We start from the raw sequence: 19,506 nt of genomic DNA, 5'->3' as shown, positions 1-19,506 counted from the left end.
GGACGAGGTGAAACGCCGATTACTCATCCTGCTGGCGGTCCTGGGCATGGTCAGCCTGACCGGCATGACCGGCGCCGGGGCCGGCGCGGAACCACCGGCGAACAAGCAGTACCGGGTCTCCGGCCCGGCCGACGCGCGGCAGCGCAGCGCCGTGGCGGCGACGGGCGCCGCCATCGAGGACGTGCAGGCGGACTCGGTGCTGGTCACCGCCACGGGAGCGGAGATCGCGGCCATCAGGCGGCTCGGCTACCGGGTGACGGAGGCCCCGCGCCCGGCGCCGCCGGACGCCGTCGGGACGTTCGACTTCCCGCCGTCGGACTCCGGCTACCACAACTACGCGGAGATGACGGCGGAGATCAACACCCTGGTCGCGGCCCATCCGGGGATCATGAGCCAGAGCACGTTCGGCACCTCGTACGAGGGCCGGCCGATGCGCCTGGTCAAGATCAGCGACAACGTGGGCACGGACGAGGCCGAGCCCGAGGTGCTGTTCACCGCCCACCAGCACGCCCGCGAGCACCTCACGGTCGAGATGGCGCTGTACATCATGCACCTGCTGACCGACAACTACGGCACCGACGCCAGGATCACGAACCTGGTCAACACCCGTGAGATCTGGATCATGCCGGACCTCAACCCGGACGGCGGCGAGTACGACATCGCCAGCGGCACCTACCGTTCCTGGCGCAAGAACCGGCAGCCGAACTCCGGCTCCTCGGCGGTCGGCACCGACCTCAACCGCAACTGGGCCTACCAGTGGGGCTGCTGCGGCGGCTCCTCGGGCTCGACCTCCAGCGAGACCTACCGCGGCGCGAGCGCCGAGTCGGCCCCCGAGGTCAAGGCGGCGGCCGACTGGGTGCGCAGCCGGGTCGTCGGCGGCGTGCAGCAGATCAGGACGAACCTCGACTGGCACACCTACAGCGAGCTGGTCCTGTGGCCCTATGGCTACACCTACAACGACACCGCCCCCGGCCTGACCCAGGACGACCGGGACGCCCACGCCACCCTCGGCCAGAACATGGCCGGCACCAACGGCTACACGCCCGAGCAGTCCAGCGACCTCTACATCACCGACGGCACGATCGACGACTGGATGTGGGGCCAGTACAAGATCTTCAGCTTCACGTTCGAGATGTACCCGGTCGGGGCGAGCCCCGGCTTCTACCCGCCGGACGAGCAGATCGTCCCGCAGACCACCCGCAACAAGGAGGCCGTGCTGCGCTTCCTGGAGTACTCCGACTGCGTCTACCGGATCATCGGCAAGGAGTCCCAGTACTGCGGCACCGGCACGCCGCCGGTGACGGTCTGGTCCGACACGTTCGAGACGGCGACCGGCTGGACGGCGAACCCGTCCGGCACCGACACCGCCACCACGGGCGCGTGGGAGCGCGGCGACCCCGAGGCGACCACCTCCTCGGGCGCCAAGCAGCTCGGCACCACGGTCAGCGGCACGAACGACCTGGTGACCGGCCGCCTGGCGGGCGCCGCGGCCGGTGACTACGACCTCGACGGCGGCGTCAGCTCGATCCAGTCGCCGCCGATCACGCTGCCCTCGACGGGCACGCTGAGCCTGTCGCTGTCGTGGTACCTGGCGCACGGCTCCAACGCCTCCAGCGCGGACTACTTCCGGGTCCGCGTGGTCGGCGGCACCACGACCACCGTGTTCCAGCAGGCCGGCGCGGCCACGAACCGCAACGGCGCCTGGGCCGTGGCGACGGCCGACCTGACCGCCTACGCGGGCCAGACGGTCCGCATCCTCATCGACGCGGCCGACGCCTCCGGGGCCTCCCTGGTGGAGGCGGGCGTGGACGACGTCAAGATCACCCAGCAGCCCTGACCCGACCACCGCGCCCCCTCGTCCGGACCCCGGTCCGGATGAGGGGGCGCTGCCGTTGCCGCCGGCACCCCGCGTTTCGGCACGTCACGGGCCGTCACGTGATTGGGTCTTGTAAGCACAGGGTGTCAAGGCTACGATCGCGGCAACTCTTAGGAAACTTTCCTAAAAGAAATCATGGATCGGATGGCCCATGACTCGCTCGCCGCCCGCATGACTCGCTGCTGAGCTGCGGAGACATCCGCCCGAACGACCCCTTCTTCCACGCCCCCGGTGCTGCGGGCGTGCACACCCCCCACCTCTTCCCAGCCGCTGGAGCGGTCACGCGGCCCGGCCGGACGCACCGGCCCTGACTGCCGCTGCAAGCTCCGTGCGCGCCTGCCTTTCCACCGGCCTGCGCCGACACCCCCCGAAAAGGCCCGTGTCTCACCTCCACGGGCCCGTGCCGTACGGCTTGCGCTCTCACCCCCCGGTGCAAGCCGTACGGCACGCCAGAAGAACGGAAATCGACAGTGAGATTTCGCGCGATCTTCTTAGCGCTCGCGACCCTCGCACTGAGTCTCCTGGCCCTGCCCGCCCACGCCGCCGCCGCCACCGCGACCTTCGTCAAGGTCGCCGACTGGGGGTCCGGCTTCGAGGGCAAGGTCACCGTCGTCAACGGCACCACCGCCCCCCTGGCCTGGAACGTGCAGTTCGACGTGCCGGCCGGGTTCTCCATCCCGTCCGCCTGGGACGCGGTCCTGACCAGGAGCGGCCAGCACTACACGTTCACCGCGCCGAGCTGGGCGGGACCGCTGGCGGCCGGGGCGAGCACGAGCTTCGGCTTCAACGGCGCCCCCGGCAACTTCCCCGGCATCACCGGCTGCACGCTGAACGGCTCCTCCTGCGGCGGCACGACCGTCGAGGTCCCCGGCAAGCCCGGCACGGCCACCGCGACCAGCACCGACACCAGCATCGCCCTGTCCTGGGGCGCCTCCACGGGCACGGTGACCGGCTACCGCGTCTACGAAGGCGGCGCCGTCAAGGCCACCGTCACCGGCACCACGGCGACGATCTCCGGCCTCGGGACCTGCCAGAGCCACACCTACACCGTCAAGGCGTACAACTCGGCGGGCGAGTCGGCCGCCGGCGACGCCGTGACCGCGACCACCACGGGCTGCGGCACCGGCGTGCCCGGCAAGGCCGGCCCGATCACCGTGACCGGCACGTCCCAGACCGGCGCCACGGCCACCTGGCCGGCGGTCGCCGGAGCCACCGGTTACCAGGTCCGGCTCAACGGCTCCCAGGTGGCGACTGTCACCGGCACCTCCTACACCCTCACCGGCCTGACCGCCTGCACCTCGTACTCGCTGACGGTCACCGCGTCGAACGCCACCGGCGACGGGCCGCCCAGCGACGCCGCGACCTTCACCACCCCGGGCTGCACCACCGACCCGCTGCCCAAGCACTTCCTGACCGGCTACTGGCACAACTTCGTCAACGCCGCGACCGAGCTCAAGCTGTCGGCCGTGCCCAACGAGTACGACGTCGTCGCCGTCGCCTTCGGCGAGGCCACCTCCACCGCGGGCGAGGTCGTCTTCTCGGTCGACCCGGGCCTTTCCACCGCGCTCGGCGGCTACACCGACGCCCAGTTCAAGGCCGACGTGCAGGCCCTGCACCAGCGCGGCAAGAAGGTCATCCTGTCGGTCGGCGGCGAGGCCGGCCGCGTGCAGGTCTCCAGCGGCGCGGCCGCCACGAAGTTCGCCGACACGGTGTACGCGCTGATGCAGAGCTACGGTTTCGACGGCGTGGACATCGACCTGGAGAACGGCCTCAACGCCACCTACATGGGCCAGGCCCTGCGGTCGCTGCGCGCGAAGGCCGGCAGCGGACTGATCATCATGATGGCCCCGCAGACCATCGACATGCAGTCGACCGGGATGGAGTACTTCAAGCTCGCCCTGAACATCAAGGACATCCTCACGGTCGTCAACATGCAGTACTACAACTCGGGCTCCATGCTCGGCTGCGACCAGTCCGCGGCGTACTCGCAGGGGACGGTCAACTTCATGACCGCCCTGGCCTGCATCCAGCTGGAGAACGGCCTGCGCCCCGACCAGGTGGCACTGGGCCTGCCGGCCGGGCCCGGGGCCGCGGGCGGCGGCGTCGTCTCGCCCTCCCTCGTCAACCAGGCGCTCGACTGCCTGGCCAAGCGCACCAGTTGCGGATCCTTCGTGCCGCCGCGCGCCTACCCGGACATCCGGGGCGCGATGACCTGGTCCATCAACTGGGACGCCAGCAACAACTGGTCCTTCTCCAAGACCGTCAAGCCGCACCTTCAGGGAATGCCATGAGATTACGTAGCAGACTGATCAGCTCGGTGGCCGGCCTGGCCATCGCCCTCACCGGGGCCGGCCTGGCCACGGGCGTCCCCACCGCCTACGGCGCCGCCGCCCAGCAGCAGCTGGCCGCCGCCTGGGCGCCGTGGACCGCCTACGCCACCGGCGCCGCCGTCACCTACAACGGCGTGGACTACGTGGCCCTCCAGGGTCACACCTCCCAGCCCGGCTGGGAGCCGCCGAACGTGCCCGCGCTGTGGAAGCAGGGCAGCGGCGGAGGCGACCCCACCCCGCCGTCGGTGCCCGGCAACCTGCGCTCGACCACCGTCACCGCCACCAGCGCCGGCCTGGCCTGGGACGCCTCCACCGACAACGTCGGCGTGACCGGCTACAACGTCTACCGCGGCGGCACCCAGGTCGGCACCGCGACTGGCACGACGTACACCGACAACGGGCTGACGGCCTCGACCACCTACAGCTACACCGTCCGGGCCCGCGACGCCGCGGGGAACCTGTCCGGCGTCAGCAACGCGCTCAGCGTCACCACCCCCGGCGGCACCGGCGCGCCCGGCCAGCCCGGCACGGTCACCACGACCGTGACCGACACCAGCATCGCGCTGTCGTGGGGCGCCTCCTCCGGCACGGTGACCGGGTACCGCGTCTACGAGGGCGCGACCCAGAAGGCCGAGGTCACCGGGACCAGCACGACGATCTCCGGGCTGAGCGCGTGCCAGAGCCACACCTACACCGTCAAGGCGTACAACTCGGTGGGCGAGTCGGCCGGGCGTGACGTCTCGGCGACCACGACCGGCTGCCCGACCGGCGGCAAGATGCCCGGCGCCCCCTACCTCTACACCGGCTGGGGCGACCCGCCCTCTCCCACCACGGTGATGAGCGCGACCGGCATCAAGTCGTTCACGATGGCCTTCATCCTGGCCAGCAACGGCTGCAACCCGGCCTGGGACGGGCAGCGCCCGCTGACCGGCGGCCAGGACGCGCAGGCCATCTCGGCCATCAAGGCGGCCGGCGGCAGCGTGCAGGTGTCCTTCGGCGGCTGGCAGGGCAACAAGCTCGGCCCGAACTGCTCCACGCCCGAACTGTTCGCCGGCGCGGTGCAGAAGGTCATCAACGCCGTCGGCCCGGCCGTGGTGGACTTCGACATCGAGAACACCGACGAGTTCGAGAACCTGACCGTCCAGGACCGCATCCTGAACGCCCTCAAGATCGTCAAGGCGGCCAACCCGAACGTCAAGATCGCCGTGACCTTCGGCACCGCGACCACCGGCCCGACCTACTACGGCACCCGCCTGATCAACCGCGCCAAGGAACTGGCGGTGCCGATCGACAACTACACGATCATGCCGTTCGACTTCGGCGGCGGCGCCAACATGTACCAGAACACCGTCAACGCGGCCGAAGGGCTCAAGAACGCCCTGAAGACCGCCCAGGGCTGGACCGACGCCCAGGCGTACGCCCACATGGGCATCTCCGGCATGAACGGCCTGTCCGACCAGCAGGAGCTCACCAACCAGAGCACCTGGACCCAGATCCGCGACTACGCCAACTCCCACGGCCTGACCAGGCTCGCCTTCTGGTCGGTCAACCGCGACCGCCCCTGCCCCGGCGGCGGCGTCGCGGAGAACTGCAGCGGCATCGCCCAGGACAACTGGGAGTTCACCAAGATCACCGCTGGCTTCTGACCCGCTGAGGCGGCCCGCCACCCCCCGGTGGCGGGCCGCACCGGCGCGCGGTCCGCACCCCCCGAAAGGACCCGCATGAGACCCCGCACGAGACTGCGCGGACTGGCGGCCACGGCCCTGGCCGCACTGGGACTCACCGTCCTGCACGCCACCCCGGCCGCCGCCGCGAACATCGTGTCCAACCCCGGCTTCGAGTCCGGCCTGAGCGGCTGGACCTGCCCGGCCGGCGCGCAGGCCGTCACCACCCCCGCGCACGGCGGCACGCAGGCGCTCCAGGCCACCCCGCCGGGCTCCGACCTGGCCCGCTGCCAGCAGACCGTCACGGTCAAGCCCGGCACCGCCTACCAGCTCTCGGCCTGGGCCCAGGGCTCCTACGTCTTCCTCGGCGCGACCGGCGCCGGCGTCAACGCCAGCACGTGGGGCGCCCCCGGCAACCAGTGGGGCCAGCTCAGGACCTCCTTCACCACCGGAGCGGGCACCACCTCCGTGACCGTGTACGTCAGCGGCTGGTACGGCCAGAGCGCCTACACCGCCGACGACATCGTCCTCGACGGCCCCGGCGGCCCGCCCGACACGCAGGCGCCGACCGTCCCCGGCGGCGTGGCCGTCGGCGGCCCCACCGGCACCTCCCTGACGGTGACCTGGTCGCCCTCCACCGACGACTCCGGCTCGATCGCCCGCTACGAGGTCTCCAGGGACGACGCCGCCCCCGTCGCCGTCCCCACGACCAGCCACACCGCGACCGGCCTCACCCCCGACACCTCCTACGCCTTCCGCGTGCGGGCCTGCGACGCCGCCGGCAACTGCTCGGCCTACTCGCCCCCGGTCAGCGGCCGCACCACCAAGGACACCGTCCCGCCCGCCGGCGACATCCGCTACGCCCCCTACATCGACATCACGATGACCAGCCCGTCCCTGGTGGGCGCGGCGGCCGCGACCGGCGTGAAGAACTACACGCTGGCGTTCGTCCTCGGCGACAGCAGCGGCTGCAACCCGGCCTGGGGCGGCACGATCCCGCTCGCCGACACCCGGATCGTCAACGACGTCAAGGCCCTCCAGGCCCAGGGCGGCCAGGTGGTCGTGGCCAGCGGCGGCGCGGTCGGACCGTACCTGGAGCACGCCTGCGGCACCTCGGCGGCGCTGCTGGCCGCCTACAAGAAGGTGCTCGACACCGTCGGCACCAACCACCTGGACGTCGACGTCGAGGCGAGCATCGACGCGAACAAGGTCAACACCGCGCTCAAGCAGCTCCAGACCGAACGCGGCACGGTGATCAGCTACACGCTGCGCGTGCAGGGCCAGGACTACGGCGTGGACCCGTTCTCGCTGCAGATCCTCCAGGACGCCGCCGCCAAGGGCCTCGACGTGATCGTCAACCCCATGCTGATGAACTTCGGCTACACCGACAACTGGGGCGACGCGATGACCGCCGCCGCCCAGGCCACGCTCGGCCAGATGAAGGGCGTCTGGCCGGCCAGGAGCGACGCCCAGCTCAGGCGCGCGCTCGGCGTCACCCCCATGATCGGCAAGAACGACACCGGCATGACCACCACCCAGGCCGACGCCCGCAAGCTCCTGACCTGGGCCAACAGCAACCACATCGGATTCGTCGGCTTCTGGTCGGCCGCCCGCGACAACGGCGGCTGCCCCAACGGCCAGGTCTCCCCGACCTGCAGCGGGATCTCCCAGTCCAGCTACGAGTTCACGAACATCTTCAAGGGGTTCACCGGATGAGCGGCATCTTCAGGTGGCGCACCGCCGTCGCGGCGGTCGCGCTCGCCCTCGGCACGGCGGGCCTGACCGCCACCCCCGCCCTGGCGGCCAACATCGCCGTCAACCCCGGCTTCGAGGACGGGCTGACCGGCTGGACCTGCAGCGCCTCCGCCGGGGCCGCGGTCGTCACCTCGCCCGTCCACGGCGGGACGAAGGCGCTCAAGGCCACCCCGGCGGGGGCCGACCTCGCCCGCTGCCAGCAGCAGATCAAGGTGCAGCCGTCGTCGTCGTACACGCTGTCGGCCTGGGTGCAGGGCGGCTACGTCTTCCTCGGCGCGACCGGCACCGGCGGCACCGACCCCCAGACGTGGGGCTCGCCCGGCTCGGCCTGGACGCAGCTGCGCACCACGTTCACCACCGGCGCCGCCACCACGTCCGTGACCGTCTACCTCAACTCCTGGTACGGCCAGAGCGCCTACCTCGCCGACGACGTCGTCCTGGACGGCGCGCCCGGCGGCGGAGGCGGCGGCGACACCCAGGCTCCCACCGTCCCCGGCAACCTGACCGTGGGCGGCGCGACGAGCAGCTCGCTCACCGCCACCTGGTCGGCCGCCACCGACAACGTCGGCGTGGACCGGTACGAGGTCTCCCGCGACGGCGGCGCCCCGGTCGCGGTGACCGCCACCAGCCACACCGCCACCGGCCTGGCCGCCTCCACCTCCTACCGCTTCAAGGTCCGCGCCTGCGACGCCGCAGGCAACTGCTCGCCCTACACCGCCGAGGCCACCGGCACCACGACCGCCGGCGGCGGCGGGGGAGGCGGCCTGCCCAAGCGCGTCCTGGTCGGCTACCTGCACGCCTCCTTCGCCAACGGCTCCGGCTACATCCGCATGGCCGACGTGCCCGCCGAATGGGACGTCATCAACCTCGCCTTCGGCGAGCCCACCTCGGTCACCTCCGGCGACATCCGCTTCCGCCAGTGCCCGGCCGCCGAGTGCCCGAACGTCGAACCCGAGGCGGACTTCGTCGCCGCCATCAAGGCCAAGCAGGCCCAGGGCAAGAAGGTGCTGATCTCCATCGGCGGGCAGAACGGCCAGGTGCAGCTCACCACCACGGCCGCCAGGGACAAGTTCGTCGAGTCGGTCGCGGCCATCATCGACAGGTACGGCCTGGACGGCCTCGACGTGGACTTCGAGGGCCACTCCCTCTACCTCAACCAGGGCGACACGAACCTGGCCAACCCCACCACGCCCGTCGTCGTCAACCTGATCTCCGCGCTGCGCGCGCTCAAGAGCCGCTACGGCGCCAAGTTCGTGCTCACCATGGCGCCCGAGACGTTCTTCGTGCAGCTCGGCTACCAGTTCTACGGCCCCGGCCCGAACGGCTCGGCCGACAGCAGGGCCGCCTCCTACCTGCCGGTCATCCACGCCCTGCGCGACGACCTGACCCTGCTGCACGTGCAGGACTACAACTCCGGCCCGATCACCGGCCTGGACAACCAGTACCACACGATGGGCGGCCACGACTTCCACGTCGCCATGACGGACATGCTGCTGGCCGGCTTCCCGATCATGGGCAACCCGAACAACGTGTTCCCGCCGCTGCGCCAGGACCAGGTGGCCATCGGACTGCCCGCCTCGCCCAACGCGGGCAACGGGTTCACCACCGTCGCCGAGGTCCAGAAGGCGTTCGACTGCCTGGCCAAGGGCAGCAACTGCGGGACCTACAAGCCCCGCGGCGTCTACCCGAACCTGCGCGGCCTGATGACCTGGTCGATCAACTGGGACAGGTACAACGCCTTCGAGTTCTCAAGGAGCCACCGGGCCTACCTCAACGGCCTGTGAACGGCCGGACAAGCTGGGTGGGCTTGAGCGGCACCCCCAACCCCGGCGGACGGTAGGTCGGCAGCGCCTCGCCGTACTCGTGCATCCAGGCGTGGTCGACCATCAGGCGCATGCGCCCGTCCGCCGGCGTGCCGTCCGGGTCCGCCCGGGACGTCCGCCCGGCCAGCCGGGCCACCGCCTCGGCCACCAGGCCCGCGTCCGGCGGCGCCAGGTCGCACTGCTCGTCGGGGCCGATGAGCAGGTCGACCTCCGGCGGCAGCGGGTAGATCGGCCGGGGGATGGCCAGCACGCGCGGCGAGGGAGCCATCGGCCACCCGTCGCGCACCGCCTCCAGCAGCACCGACCGCGACGTGCGGCGCGCGAACAGGCCCTCGCACAGGGCCCAGCTCAGCGCGCCCACGTCGGCGCGGTCCTCACCGCAGGCGTGCAGGCACAGGTACGGCACCAGCGGGATCCCCGCGCCGCCCGCCGGCTGCGCCCACCCGCTGCCGCACCCGGTCAGCACCAGCAGCGCCAGCATCGCCCGGTAGGCGGTGTCGGCGTGCGGCGTCTCCAGCCGGCCCGGCACGATCATGCACCGCCCGCCGGTCTTCTCCGCCGTCACGCCCAGCTCCCGCGCCGTCTTCACGGTCCGCGAGGCGGCCACCCCGGTGTAGATCTCCTGCCAGCCCGGCGTGTACGGCTCCCGGTCCCCGTACCCCTGCGGCCACACCCCCGGCAGCCCGTCCCGGGCCACGCCGTAGGCGGCCAGCAGCAGGTCGAACACCGTGGTCACCAGCTCGCCGCCGTCCCTGACGACCGGCACGCCGCGCCGCAGCACGCCCGGCCCGAAGTCGAAGCGCGGCAGCAGCACCTGCACCGCCTCGCCGCCGTACACGCTGAGCCGGTCGCAGGCCCGGCCGAGCAGCCCGCCCGGCACGTACGCGTCCTCGCGCTCGCGCAGCCGCACCAGGAACGGCAGGTCGGTCCGCTCCATCGCGTGCGCGGCGAACGGCGGCCGGTCCAGGAAGAACTCCTTCAGCAGGACGTGCCCCATCGCCATCGCCAGCGCGCCGTCCGTGCCCGGCCGCACGACCAGCGTCTCGTCCGACAACCGGGTCGGATGGGTGCCGATCGCCACCACCTTCTGGCCCTTGTACCGCCCGGCGATCACCCAGGGCGTGTCCGCCGTCCGGGCCAGCCGGTTGTTCTCCCCCCACAGCAGCACGTACGCCGCCCGCGCCCAGTCCTCGGCCCCCGGCCCCGTGAACCGCGGCCCGAGCACCTGCTCCGACGCGCACGGATGCTCGGTCAGCAGCGCGCCGCCCAGCCCGTCCACCACGCCCGCCAGCGGCGACGTCGCCAGCGCCGCCACCCGGTCCGCGCCGTGCTCCGACGCCGTGTGCACGATCGCCGCCGCCGCCAGCTCGGCCGCCGTGGCGTCGTCCAGCGGGACGCGCCGCTCCCCGCGCCGCGCCTGGTAGACCTGAGAGTTGCCTGTGAGTTTCGCCCAGGCCGCGACCGGGTCACGGACCCCGTCCCTCACCTCGAAATAGAGCCTGACCAGTGCCTGGTTGACCTGCGATCCCCCCATGGAAAAAGTTCAACACAGACAGTCATGTTCTATCGCGTTACGTGTCCGCATGTCGGGGATAAGAATTGGAAGCCCAGGTGGCGGCACTCAGATTGTTACGGCAGGCTAGGGGCCGCCATGGATTACGCAGTTCTCACGGGGGTCGTCCTCGTCACCGGTGTCGTCCTCGCCCTCGTCGCGCAGTGGCGCGACTGGCGTCCGCCCCTCTACGTCGCCGTGCTCGTCGGCATCGCCGTCCGCGTGCTGATCATGTACACCTCCGCGATCGACTCATGGCAACCCGTCGACTTCATGGAGAGCTTCAAGCCCGCCGGCGAGGCGGTGCTGCAGGGCAAGGACCCGGTGCTGGCCAGCGAGGGCGGCTGGCACTTCCTGCCGACCATCCCCTACGTCTACGGCATCCTGCTGTGGCTCGGCATCCCGTGGGAGTACGCCGGCCGCCTGGTCACCGTCGTCGCCGACATCGTGCTGATCCCGCTGGTCGGCAAGCTGGCCGGCGGCCCCAAGGCGTCCCTGCGCGCCCTCCAGTACGCGTTCAACCCGCTGGCCGTGCTCATCGCCAGCGTCCACGGCCAGGTCGAGCCGGTCGCGCTCGTCTTCGGCGTGGCCGCGTTCGTGGTGGCCCGAGGGCCCGGCGCACCCGACCGTCCCGGCGCGGCCATCGACGCCGCCGGCCTCGCCGCCGCGGTGCGCCGCCCTGTCGCCATGCTGCGCCGCGCCCTCATGCCCGGCTCCGACGACCGCGCCGACCTGCGGCGCGCCATGCTGGCCGGGCTGCTCATGGGCCTCGCGCTGTGCGCCAAGAGCTGGCCGATCTGGCTGATCCCCGGCATGCTGCTGCTCCTGCCCCACCTGCGGGCCAGGATCGCCGCGCTCGTCATGACCGGCATCGTCCCGGTGTTCTTCCTGCTCACCTCGCCGATCTTCGCGGGCACCACGCTCGACGAGATCCCGGCCGTCATCCGTACCATCCAGGACATCCGTCCGATCGTCGGCGAATGGGGTTACACCCCGTGGTTCACCGGCGGCGACTGGGCCCTGATGCCGGGGCTGGCCTCGTTCGGCACGAAGCTCATCTACGTCAGCGTCGTCGGCGTCCTGCTGCTGTGGCGGCGGGCCGACCCGATCGACCTGACCACGGCCATCCTGCTGATCTTCATGGTCATGACGCCCCGCCTCGGCGCCCAGTACCTGCTGTGGTTCATGCCGTTCCTGGTGGCCAGGCCGACCAGGTGGGCCTGGCCGGCCATCATCGGCACCTCCTTCTGGGCCGCCTTCGGCTACCTGTACATGACGCAGTTCAGCGTCAACGACTGGTGGTACCTCCACCGCGACTGGTCACGGGCCTCCATCGTGCTGCTGCCGGTGCTGCTGCTGGCGATGCCCTGGGCCCGTCGCGTGTCGACGGCCCAGGACAGAGTCGCCGCCGTCCCACCGAAGGTCGCCTCAACGGCGCTCTAGCCGTCGCCACAGGCTCACCCACTGGTCCGGGTGCACGTGCCCCACGACGGCGTCGCGGGGCACGCCCGCCTCGCCGAGCGCCGCGTCCACCCCCTGGTAGCGCGTGCGCAGGGAGGCGCGCACCGAGCCGCCGACCCCGCCGAAGCCCAGCTCGACCAGCTCCAGGTAGCTCCCGCGGTCGCTCACCAGCGGTTCGGGCCGCCGTCGCACGCGCAGGATCGCCGAGTCCACCGACGGCACGGGACGGAAGCTCTCCCTGCCGATCGTGTCGCCGAGCCGCCAGTCGAACCACGGCCACGACGACACCGTGACCAGGCTCCACCGGCCGTAGTCGCCGGTGCGCTTGCGCGCGTACTCCCGCTGGGTGAGCAGCGTCGCCGAGGTCAGCTCCCGCGCCCGCAGGCACCAGTCGACGATCCTCGACGTGATCGAGTACGGGATGTTGCCCACGACCGCGAACGGCTCACGCGGCGCCCGCGCGGCCGTGAAGTCACCCCTGACCACCTCGATCCGCGGATCGTCGCGCGTACGCGAGGCCAGCCGCCCGGCGAGCCGGGGATCGAGCTCGTAGCCGATCACCCGCGCACCGGCCTCGGCCAGCGCCAGCGTGAGCGCCCCCGGCCCGGAGCCGGGTTCGAGCACCAGCCCCTCCGGCGCCGCCGCCTTGATCATCAGCTCCACGGCATGCCGGTCGGCCAGGAAGTTCTGCGAGAGCTCACGCCTGAGCCGGTCGGCGGGCGTGCGACCGCCGCCGCCGTTCCTGACGTTCTTCTGGGTGTGTGAATAGTTTCCGTGCGCGAAGTTCTGCGCCACAGCACTGCCCTTTCGGGTCCTCGAGATGAACAGGTCTCGAAGGGCCCTGGGCGCGCCGGCGGACGCGCGGTGTCAGCCGTCCGCTAGCGGGCCAGAGCCCGGCCGCGGCGGATGCGGATGAACACGGTGCAGAACATGGAACACATGGCGCCGACAGTAGGCCGGGCGGCGCCACCAGGGCAAACGAATAAATGACATGCGCGGGCACGCCTGGTTCGTCACCCTTGGACGCATGCAGGCAACGGTCACCGTCACCCCGGCGCAGCTTCCGGAGGTGCTGCTGCACGTCGCCGTGGTCCGCCCGGTCTTCCTGTGGGGCGCGCCCGGCATCGGCAAGAGCTCGCTGGTACGCGAGTTCGCCGGCTCCCTCGGCCTCGACTGCGTGACCCTGCTCGGCACCCAGCTCGCCCCCGAAGACCTGATCGGCGTGCCCGAGCTGGTCGGTGGGCGCAGCCGGTTCGCGCCGCCGGAGTCCATCGCCCGCGACGAGCCCTACTGCCTGTTCCTCGACGAGCTCAACGCCTCCGCGCCCGAGGTGCAGAAGGCGTTCTACTCGCTGATCCTCGACCGCCGCATCGGCACGTACGAGCTGCCCGCCGGCTCGGTCGTGATCGGAGCCGGCAACCGGGCCACCGACAACGCGCTGGCCCGCCCGATGGCCTCGGCCCTGATCAACCGCCTGGTCCACGTGCACCTGCGCGCCTCGGCCGACGACTGGCTGAAGTGGGCGGCGTCCAGCGGCATCCACCCCTGGATCGTCGACTACCTCGTCCAACGCCCCGACCACCTGTGGAGCCCGCCGCCCAAGACCGAGGAGCCGTTCTCCTCCCCGCGCGCCTGGCACATGCTCTCCGACGTGCTCACCTCCTACGGCGACGACCTCGGCGACGAGACCCTCGCGATGCTCGCCTTCGGCACCCTCACCACCGCCCACGCCTCCGCCTTCCGCGCCTACGTCAGGACCGTCCGGCACGCCTACGACCTCGACGCCGTGCTCAAGGGCGAGGCGCCCTGGCCGCGCCGCCCCGAGGAGCGCGACCTGCTCTACTTCCTGGCCGAGACCTTCCGCGCCCGCCTGATCAAGGAACTGCCCGCCGACAAGCGCGGCGCCTCGGCCCGCGGCCGCGACCTCGGCTTCCGCGCCAAGACACTGCTCGTCGAGCTGGCCGAGATCTCCCTCGAATGCGCCCAGCTCGTCATCGCCAACGACGCCGACGGCGCGCCCGCGCTGCCCACCTGGTTCCTCGTCGAGATCGGCAGGGACGTGCCCCGGCTCATGGCGGCCCGCTCGTGAGCCGCCGCAAGCCCAAGGCCGACCCCTGGCGGGCCGAGGTCATGAACGGCTGGGCCGCCGTCAACCGCCACCCGCTGTTCGCCGGCCTGCACGGCACCCTGCTGGAGGCGGCCGACGGCCGGCTGCCGCCCGAGACGTGGGCCGTCGTCAGCCAGGACGGCGACGTCACCTTCCACCCCAAGCGCCGCGCCCCCGCCGAGGAGTGGGCATGGGTCTTCGCCCACCTGCTGCTCCACCTGGGCTTCGGCCACGCCGACCCGCGCGCCTGCGCCCCCAAGGACGTCGACGGCGACCTGCCCGACCCCGCCTACCACGCGGCCTGCTGCCTGGCGGTCGACCGTTTCCTGCGCACCGTCAAGATCGGACACTGCCCCGCGCCGCTGCCCGCCGAGCTGCCCGAGGAGGACGAGGTGACGCTCTCCGAACGGTGGCGCAGGACCGGCGTCCCGCCCCCGTTCCAGCCGCTCGGCCCGGCCGACTTCCACATCGGCACCGAGCAGGACGCCGCACACTTCGACTTCCAGCGCGGCTTCGCGATCGGCGTAGCCTGGTCCGCCACGTCCGCGCTCGACCGGGCCGGCGCGCCGCGCACCCCCGCCGAAGGCCACGTCAAGGGCCCCTGGGACGGCGCCCTGCGCTGGTTCATGTCGTCCTACCCGCTGCTCGGCGCGCTGGCCGCGGGCATGAAGATCGTCGCGGACGCCGAACTGGCCAGGGCCTGGGACATCTCGATCGCCGCCGTCAGCGCCGAGGCGGCCGAGATCTACGTCAACCCGCTGGCCACGCACACCGAGCACGAATGGCGTTTCGTGCTCGCCCACGAGATGCTGCACGCCGCCCTGCGGCACGGCGAACGAGCCGGCATGCGCGACCCGTACCTGTGGAACGTCGCCTGCGACTACGTGATCAACGGCTGGCTGGTCGAGATGGGCGTCGGCGAGATGCCAGAAGGGCTGCTGTTCGACCAGTCGCTCGGCGGGCTGTCCGCCGAGGCCGTCTACGACCAGATCGCCGGCGACCTGCGACGCATGCGCAAGCTGGCCACCCTGCGCGGCCGGGGCATGGGCGACGTGCTCGACCGCCCGGCACGCCAGGCCCGCGGCTACGTCGACCTCGACGACTACTACCGCAACGCCCTGTGCACCGGCCTGGCCTACCACCACTCCAGCGGACGCGGCCTGCTGCCCGCCGGGCTCGAACAGGAGATCCGCGCGCTCGAACAGCCGCCCCTGCCCTGGGACGCCCAGCTCGCCCGCTGGTTCGACGAGCACTTCCGGCCCGAGGAGTCGCGCCGCTCGTACGCCCGCGCCTCCCGCCGCCAGGCCGCCAGCCCCGGCATCCCGCGCCCCGGCCGGGTACGGCCCGAGGAGGTCGTCCGCAGGAAGACGTTCGGCGTCGTCCTCGACACCTCCGGCTCCATGGACGTCAAGCTGCTCGGCAAGGCACTCGGCGCCATCGCCTCCTACGCCGCCGCCCGCGACGTGCCCCGGGCCAGGGTCGTCTTCTGCGACGCCACCGCCTACGACGCCGGCTACCTGCCGGTCGAGGAGATCGCCGGCCGGGTCAGGGTGCGCGGCCGCGGCGGCACGATCCTCCAGCCCGGCGTCAAGCTGCTCGAACGCGCCGACGACTTCCCGCCCGACGGCCCCATCCTGCTGATCACCGATGGACAGTGCGACGTGCTGCGCATCCGCCGCGAGCACGCCTTCCTGGTGCCCCAGGGCGCGCCGCTGCCGTTCCGGCCGCGCGGCCCGGTCTTCTTCATGAAGTGACCCGCCGACGCGTCCGATTCCGACAAGAGCCGTCCGCGCCCCCGGCGGTAGCGTCGCAGGACACGGCTCTCTCCACGGAAGCGGACATGCAAGCGGACATGCAAACGGACATTGACACACTCGACCGAGCGGCACAGTTCCTGCGACTCCACGGCAGGCTCATCGACAGACTGAGATTCGAGGCCCTGTTCGCGGGCGGCTCCCGCGCCCGCGTCCTCGACGCCCTGCGCTGCTACCAGAACGCCGACGGCGGCTTCGGCAACGCCCTGGAGCCCGACCTGCGCGGCGCCGGCAGCCAGCCGCAACCGGTCGAGGTCGCCTTCTGGATCCTCGACGAGCTCGACGCCTTCGACTCGCCGATGGTCGCCGCCGCCTGCGACTACCTGGCGGGCATCACGGCCGCCGGGGGCGGGGTGCCGTTCGTGCTGCCGTCCGTTCGCGACACGCCGCGCGCGCCCTGGTGGCAGGCCCCGGACGACCCGCCCGGCGACCTCAACCCCACCGCCGCGCTCGCCGGGCTGCTGCACAAGCACGGCGTCACCCACTCCTGGCTCGGGCCCGCCACCGACTTCTGCTGGTCGCGCATCGCCCAGCTCACGCGGACCACTCCGTACGAGGCCCGCGCCCTGCTCGTGTTCCTCGAACACGTCCCCGACCGGGAGCGCGCGGCCGCCGAGTTCGACCGGCTGCGCGAGGCCGTCCTGGCCACGGTCACCTTCGACCCGCACGCCGAAGGCGCGGTCCACCACCCCCTCGACTTCGCCCCCGCGCCGTCGGCCCTGCCCCTCTTCGACGCCGCCACCCTCGACCCCCACCTGGACGCCATGGCCGCCGCCCAGTCCCCGGAAGGCGGCTGGCACCCGAACTGGAACACCTGGACCCCGCTGGTCGCCCACGAATGGGCGGGCTACCTGACCGTGGCACGCCTGCAGACCCTGCGCGCGTACGGCCGCCTGCCCGCCTGAACGGATTCTGTCGGCGGGGTCGCGTACGTTGGAGGCATGTACGCGGAACGGCACCCGGGCGACGCTCTCTCCGGCCGTGTCGCCTGCGTGTGGCAGCAGGTCAGCGAGGGCGACACCACGCAGCTCGTGGTGCCCGACGCCTGTCTCGACCTCGTCTGGGGGCCCGGCGGCCTCTTCGTGGCCGGCCCCGACACCGGCCCGGTGCCCACCCCGATGGCGGCGGGCGACGCCTACGTCGGCATCCGCTTCAAGCCCGGCGCGGCTGGGGCCGTCTTCGGCGTCCCGGTCCACGAGCTGCGCGACCGCCGCGTCCCGCTCGCCGCCCTGCCCGCCCTCGCCGTCGCGTCCCCGCTGCTGTCCGACGCGGCCCCCGCGCCCGACCCGGCGGCGCGGCTCGCGGCCATGCGCGCCGCCGTCCTGACCCGCCTGCGCGAAACCCCCGCCCCCGACCCGGCCGCGCCCGCCATCGCCGGGGCGCTGCGCATGGGCCGCAGCGTGCGCGACGTCGCCTGGGCCATCGGCCTCAGCGAACGCCAGCTCCACCGCCGCAGCCTCGCCTCCTTCGGCTACTCGCCCAAGACCCTCCAGCGCGTCGTCCGCTTCCAGCGCGCGCTCACCCTGGCCCGCGCGGGCGTGCCGGCGGCGGAGGCGGCGGTCCGCGCCGGCTACGCCGACCAGGCCCACCTGTCCCACGACGTGAAACGGCTGAGCGGCGTCCCGCTGGGCCGCCTGCTCTCACCCGTCCGGCATCTTCCCTGACACCAGCGCCTGCACCCACTTCGCGCTCGGGTCGCTGTCGATCAGCACCGCCCGCGCCAGCAGGCTGAGCGGGATCGCCAGGATCGCGCCGAGCGGCCCGAGCATGAACGTCCACACGATCAGCGACAGGAACGTCATCGTGGTCGAGAGCCCCACCGCGTCCCCCAGGAACTTCGGCATGATGAACGACTGCGTGACCACGTTGATGACGATGTAGGCCACGACGACCAGCACCATCGTCTTGACGCCGCCGTGCAGGAGGGCCAGCAGGGCGGGCGGCAGCAGCCCGATGACGAACCCGATGTTCGGGATGTAGTTGGCGATCAACGCCAGCACCCCCCACAACAGCGGCAACGGCACGTCCAGCAACGACAGCACGATGACGTCGAGAATCGCGTCGATCAGCCCGAAGACGGTCGAGACGATGAGATACCGCCGCGTCTTGTGCGCGAACGTCGCCAGTGCCGTCACCAGCTGCGGCCGGTTGCCCTCGCCGTTGGTGAGGATCCGCGCCGTCACCGGCGCGTCGAGGCACATCGCCAGCAACAGCACCACGATCAGGAACAGGCTCGACAACACGCCGATCAGGCTCCCGAGCAGGCTCTGCGCCAGCCCCAGCATCCGGCCGGGATCGATCGCCTGCACCGCCTTGGCCAGCACGTCGTTGCCCAGACCGTGGGTGCCGGCCCAGTGTTGCGACGCCGCCAGCAGCTCCTCGAACTGTTTGGCGTACGTCGGCAGCAGCGAGGCGAGCTGGGTGACGGAGATTGTCAGGATCCCCACCATGCCGAGCAGCACCAGCACCACGATCAGGAACGGCACCGCCACCTGCACCCATATGGGCGCCCGCCGCGCCGTCAGCCAGCTGCGCACCGGGGCTACGGCGATGACCAGCACGAGCGCCAGCACGACGGGCCCGACGATGGAATTGATCTCGCGCAGCCCGAACAGAGCGATCACCGCGCCGGCGATGCCCACCAGGAGGATGAGTGCTCTCGGCACGGATTGATCTCGCACGCCGGAATACCTACCCACCATGTCTTCCCGACGCGTGGCGGGTCGCCGATTTGACGGTTCTGGGGACCGTACATAGAGTTCACCAGTCCCACGAGGAAGGCGTTGATCGCCGACCTCACTCGGGGGCCACCTCCAGACACTGCCACTCCGGCGGACCTCCGCGTCCAACGGAAGGTCGATTCGACAAGAGTCAGGCTTGGGAGTAAGTTAGAGGGGTTGTCCCGGAAGCGGGGCGCGACTTAATTCCAGCAGGTCGAGCAAGTCCGGTCAATTTGACAGAGACTTGAACGGCTGAAAGAATTAAGACACAACGAAAGAACGCAAGACGAAATGAACGCCTCTGAGCGGGGATCCGGGAACGGGTTCTGGTGAGGAAGTACGCGTCCGTTTCTTGAGAACTCAACAGTGTGTTAAAAGCCAGTGCATGAAACACATGCATAACC

At 71.5% G+C, this 19,506-nt stretch carries 13 protein-coding genes; 10 read left to right on the top strand and 3 right to left on the bottom strand.

Annotation, left to right across the window (positions count from 1 at the left end):
* Positions 1-7 precede the first annotated feature (7 nt).
* The 5 genes from ACWEJ6_RS30025 to ACWEJ6_RS30005 all read left to right on the top strand — a co-directional run bounded on the left by ACWEJ6_RS30025 (position 8) and on the right by ACWEJ6_RS30005 (position 9,409).
* Complete coding sequence (locus tag ACWEJ6_RS30025) at positions 8-1,837, top strand: M14 family zinc carboxypeptidase (protein ID WP_387667537.1); 1,830 nt, start codon at positions 8-10, stop codon at positions 1,835-1,837.
* Positions 1,838-2,346: 509 nt separating this feature from the next.
* Entirely contained in the window at positions 2,347-4,167 is a 1,821-nt protein-coding gene (locus ACWEJ6_RS30020) for a cellulose binding domain-containing protein (RefSeq protein ID WP_452428067.1), read from the top strand.
* Positions 4,164-5,852, top strand: a complete 1,689-nt coding sequence (locus ACWEJ6_RS30015; RefSeq protein ID WP_358283868.1) for a fibronectin type III domain-containing protein — start codon at positions 4,164-4,166, stop codon at positions 5,850-5,852. The genes ACWEJ6_RS30020 and ACWEJ6_RS30015 overlap by 4 nt, the downstream gene beginning before the upstream one ends.
* A 75-nt stretch (positions 5,853-5,927) precedes the next feature.
* Positions 5,928-7,586 (top strand): carbohydrate binding domain-containing protein, encoded by a 1,659-nt coding sequence (locus tag ACWEJ6_RS30010; protein ID WP_452428065.1) that lies wholly within the window; start codon positions 5,928-5,930, stop codon positions 7,584-7,586.
* A complete protein-coding gene (locus ACWEJ6_RS30005; protein WP_452428063.1) occupies positions 7,583-9,409 on the top strand; it encodes a chitinase in 1,827 nt (608 codons plus the stop codon). Before ACWEJ6_RS30010 ends, ACWEJ6_RS30005 begins: the two co-directional genes overlap by 4 nt.
* Here the strand turns inward: ACWEJ6_RS30005 and ACWEJ6_RS30000 are convergent.
* Complete coding sequence (locus ACWEJ6_RS30000; RefSeq protein WP_357984351.1) at positions 9,396-10,982, bottom strand: molybdopterin-dependent oxidoreductase; 1,587 nt, start codon at positions 10,980-10,982, stop codon at positions 9,396-9,398. The two genes, ACWEJ6_RS30005 and ACWEJ6_RS30000, sit on opposite strands and share 14 nt — an antisense overlap.
* Before the next feature lie 117 nt (positions 10,983-11,099).
* On the opposite strand from ACWEJ6_RS30000, the gene ACWEJ6_RS29995 reads away from it, so the two are divergent.
* A complete protein-coding gene (locus ACWEJ6_RS29995; protein ID WP_452428060.1) occupies positions 11,100-12,443 on the top strand; it encodes a hypothetical protein in 1,344 nt (447 codons plus the stop codon).
* On the opposite strand, the gene erm is transcribed toward ACWEJ6_RS29995, so the two are convergent.
* Entirely contained in the window at positions 12,429-13,256 is an 828-nt protein-coding gene (gene erm, locus ACWEJ6_RS29990) for an ErmE/ErmH/ErmO/ErmR family 23S rRNA (adenine(2058)-N(6))-methyltransferase (protein ID WP_397162589.1), read from the bottom strand. The genes ACWEJ6_RS29995 and erm overlap by 15 nt on opposite strands.
* Before the next feature lie 232 nt (positions 13,257-13,488).
* On the opposite strand from erm, the gene ACWEJ6_RS29985 reads away from it, so the two are divergent.
* The 4 genes from ACWEJ6_RS29985 to ACWEJ6_RS29970 all read left to right on the top strand — a co-directional run bounded on the left by ACWEJ6_RS29985 (position 13,489) and on the right by ACWEJ6_RS29970 (position 18,046).
* On the top strand, positions 13,489-14,550 hold the full coding sequence (locus ACWEJ6_RS29985; RefSeq protein ID WP_452428058.1) for an ATP-binding protein: 1,062 nt from the start codon (positions 13,489-13,491) through the stop codon (positions 14,548-14,550).
* A complete protein-coding gene (locus ACWEJ6_RS29980) occupies positions 14,547-16,322 on the top strand; it encodes a vWA domain-containing protein (protein ID WP_452428056.1) in 1,776 nt (591 codons plus the stop codon). The genes ACWEJ6_RS29985 and ACWEJ6_RS29980 overlap by 4 nt, the downstream gene beginning before the upstream one ends.
* A 98-nt stretch (positions 16,323-16,420) precedes the next feature.
* Positions 16,421-17,287 carry a hypothetical protein gene (locus ACWEJ6_RS29975; RefSeq protein ID WP_452428054.1) on the top strand — a complete coding sequence of 289 codons (867 nt, stop codon included), beginning with the start codon at positions 16,421-16,423 and terminating at the stop codon, positions 17,285-17,287.
* Positions 17,288-17,323: 36 nt separating this feature from the next.
* Positions 17,324-18,046: a DUF6597 domain-containing transcriptional factor gene (locus ACWEJ6_RS29970; protein WP_452428052.1), complete on the top strand. Its 723-nt coding sequence runs from the start codon at positions 17,324-17,326 to the stop codon at positions 18,044-18,046.
* Here the strand turns inward: ACWEJ6_RS29970 and ACWEJ6_RS29965 are convergent.
* Positions 18,023-19,048: an AI-2E family transporter gene (locus ACWEJ6_RS29965; protein ID WP_452428050.1), complete on the bottom strand. Its 1,026-nt coding sequence runs from the start codon at positions 19,046-19,048 to the stop codon at positions 18,023-18,025. The two genes, ACWEJ6_RS29970 and ACWEJ6_RS29965, sit on opposite strands and share 24 nt — an antisense overlap.
* Positions 19,049-19,506 lie beyond the last annotated feature (458 nt).

The sequence above is a fragment of the Nonomuraea sp. NPDC004702 genome (assembly GCF_053601695.1).
Note: the sequence above shows the minus strand (reverse complement) of the source record. Positions and strands in the feature narration are given on the sequence as shown.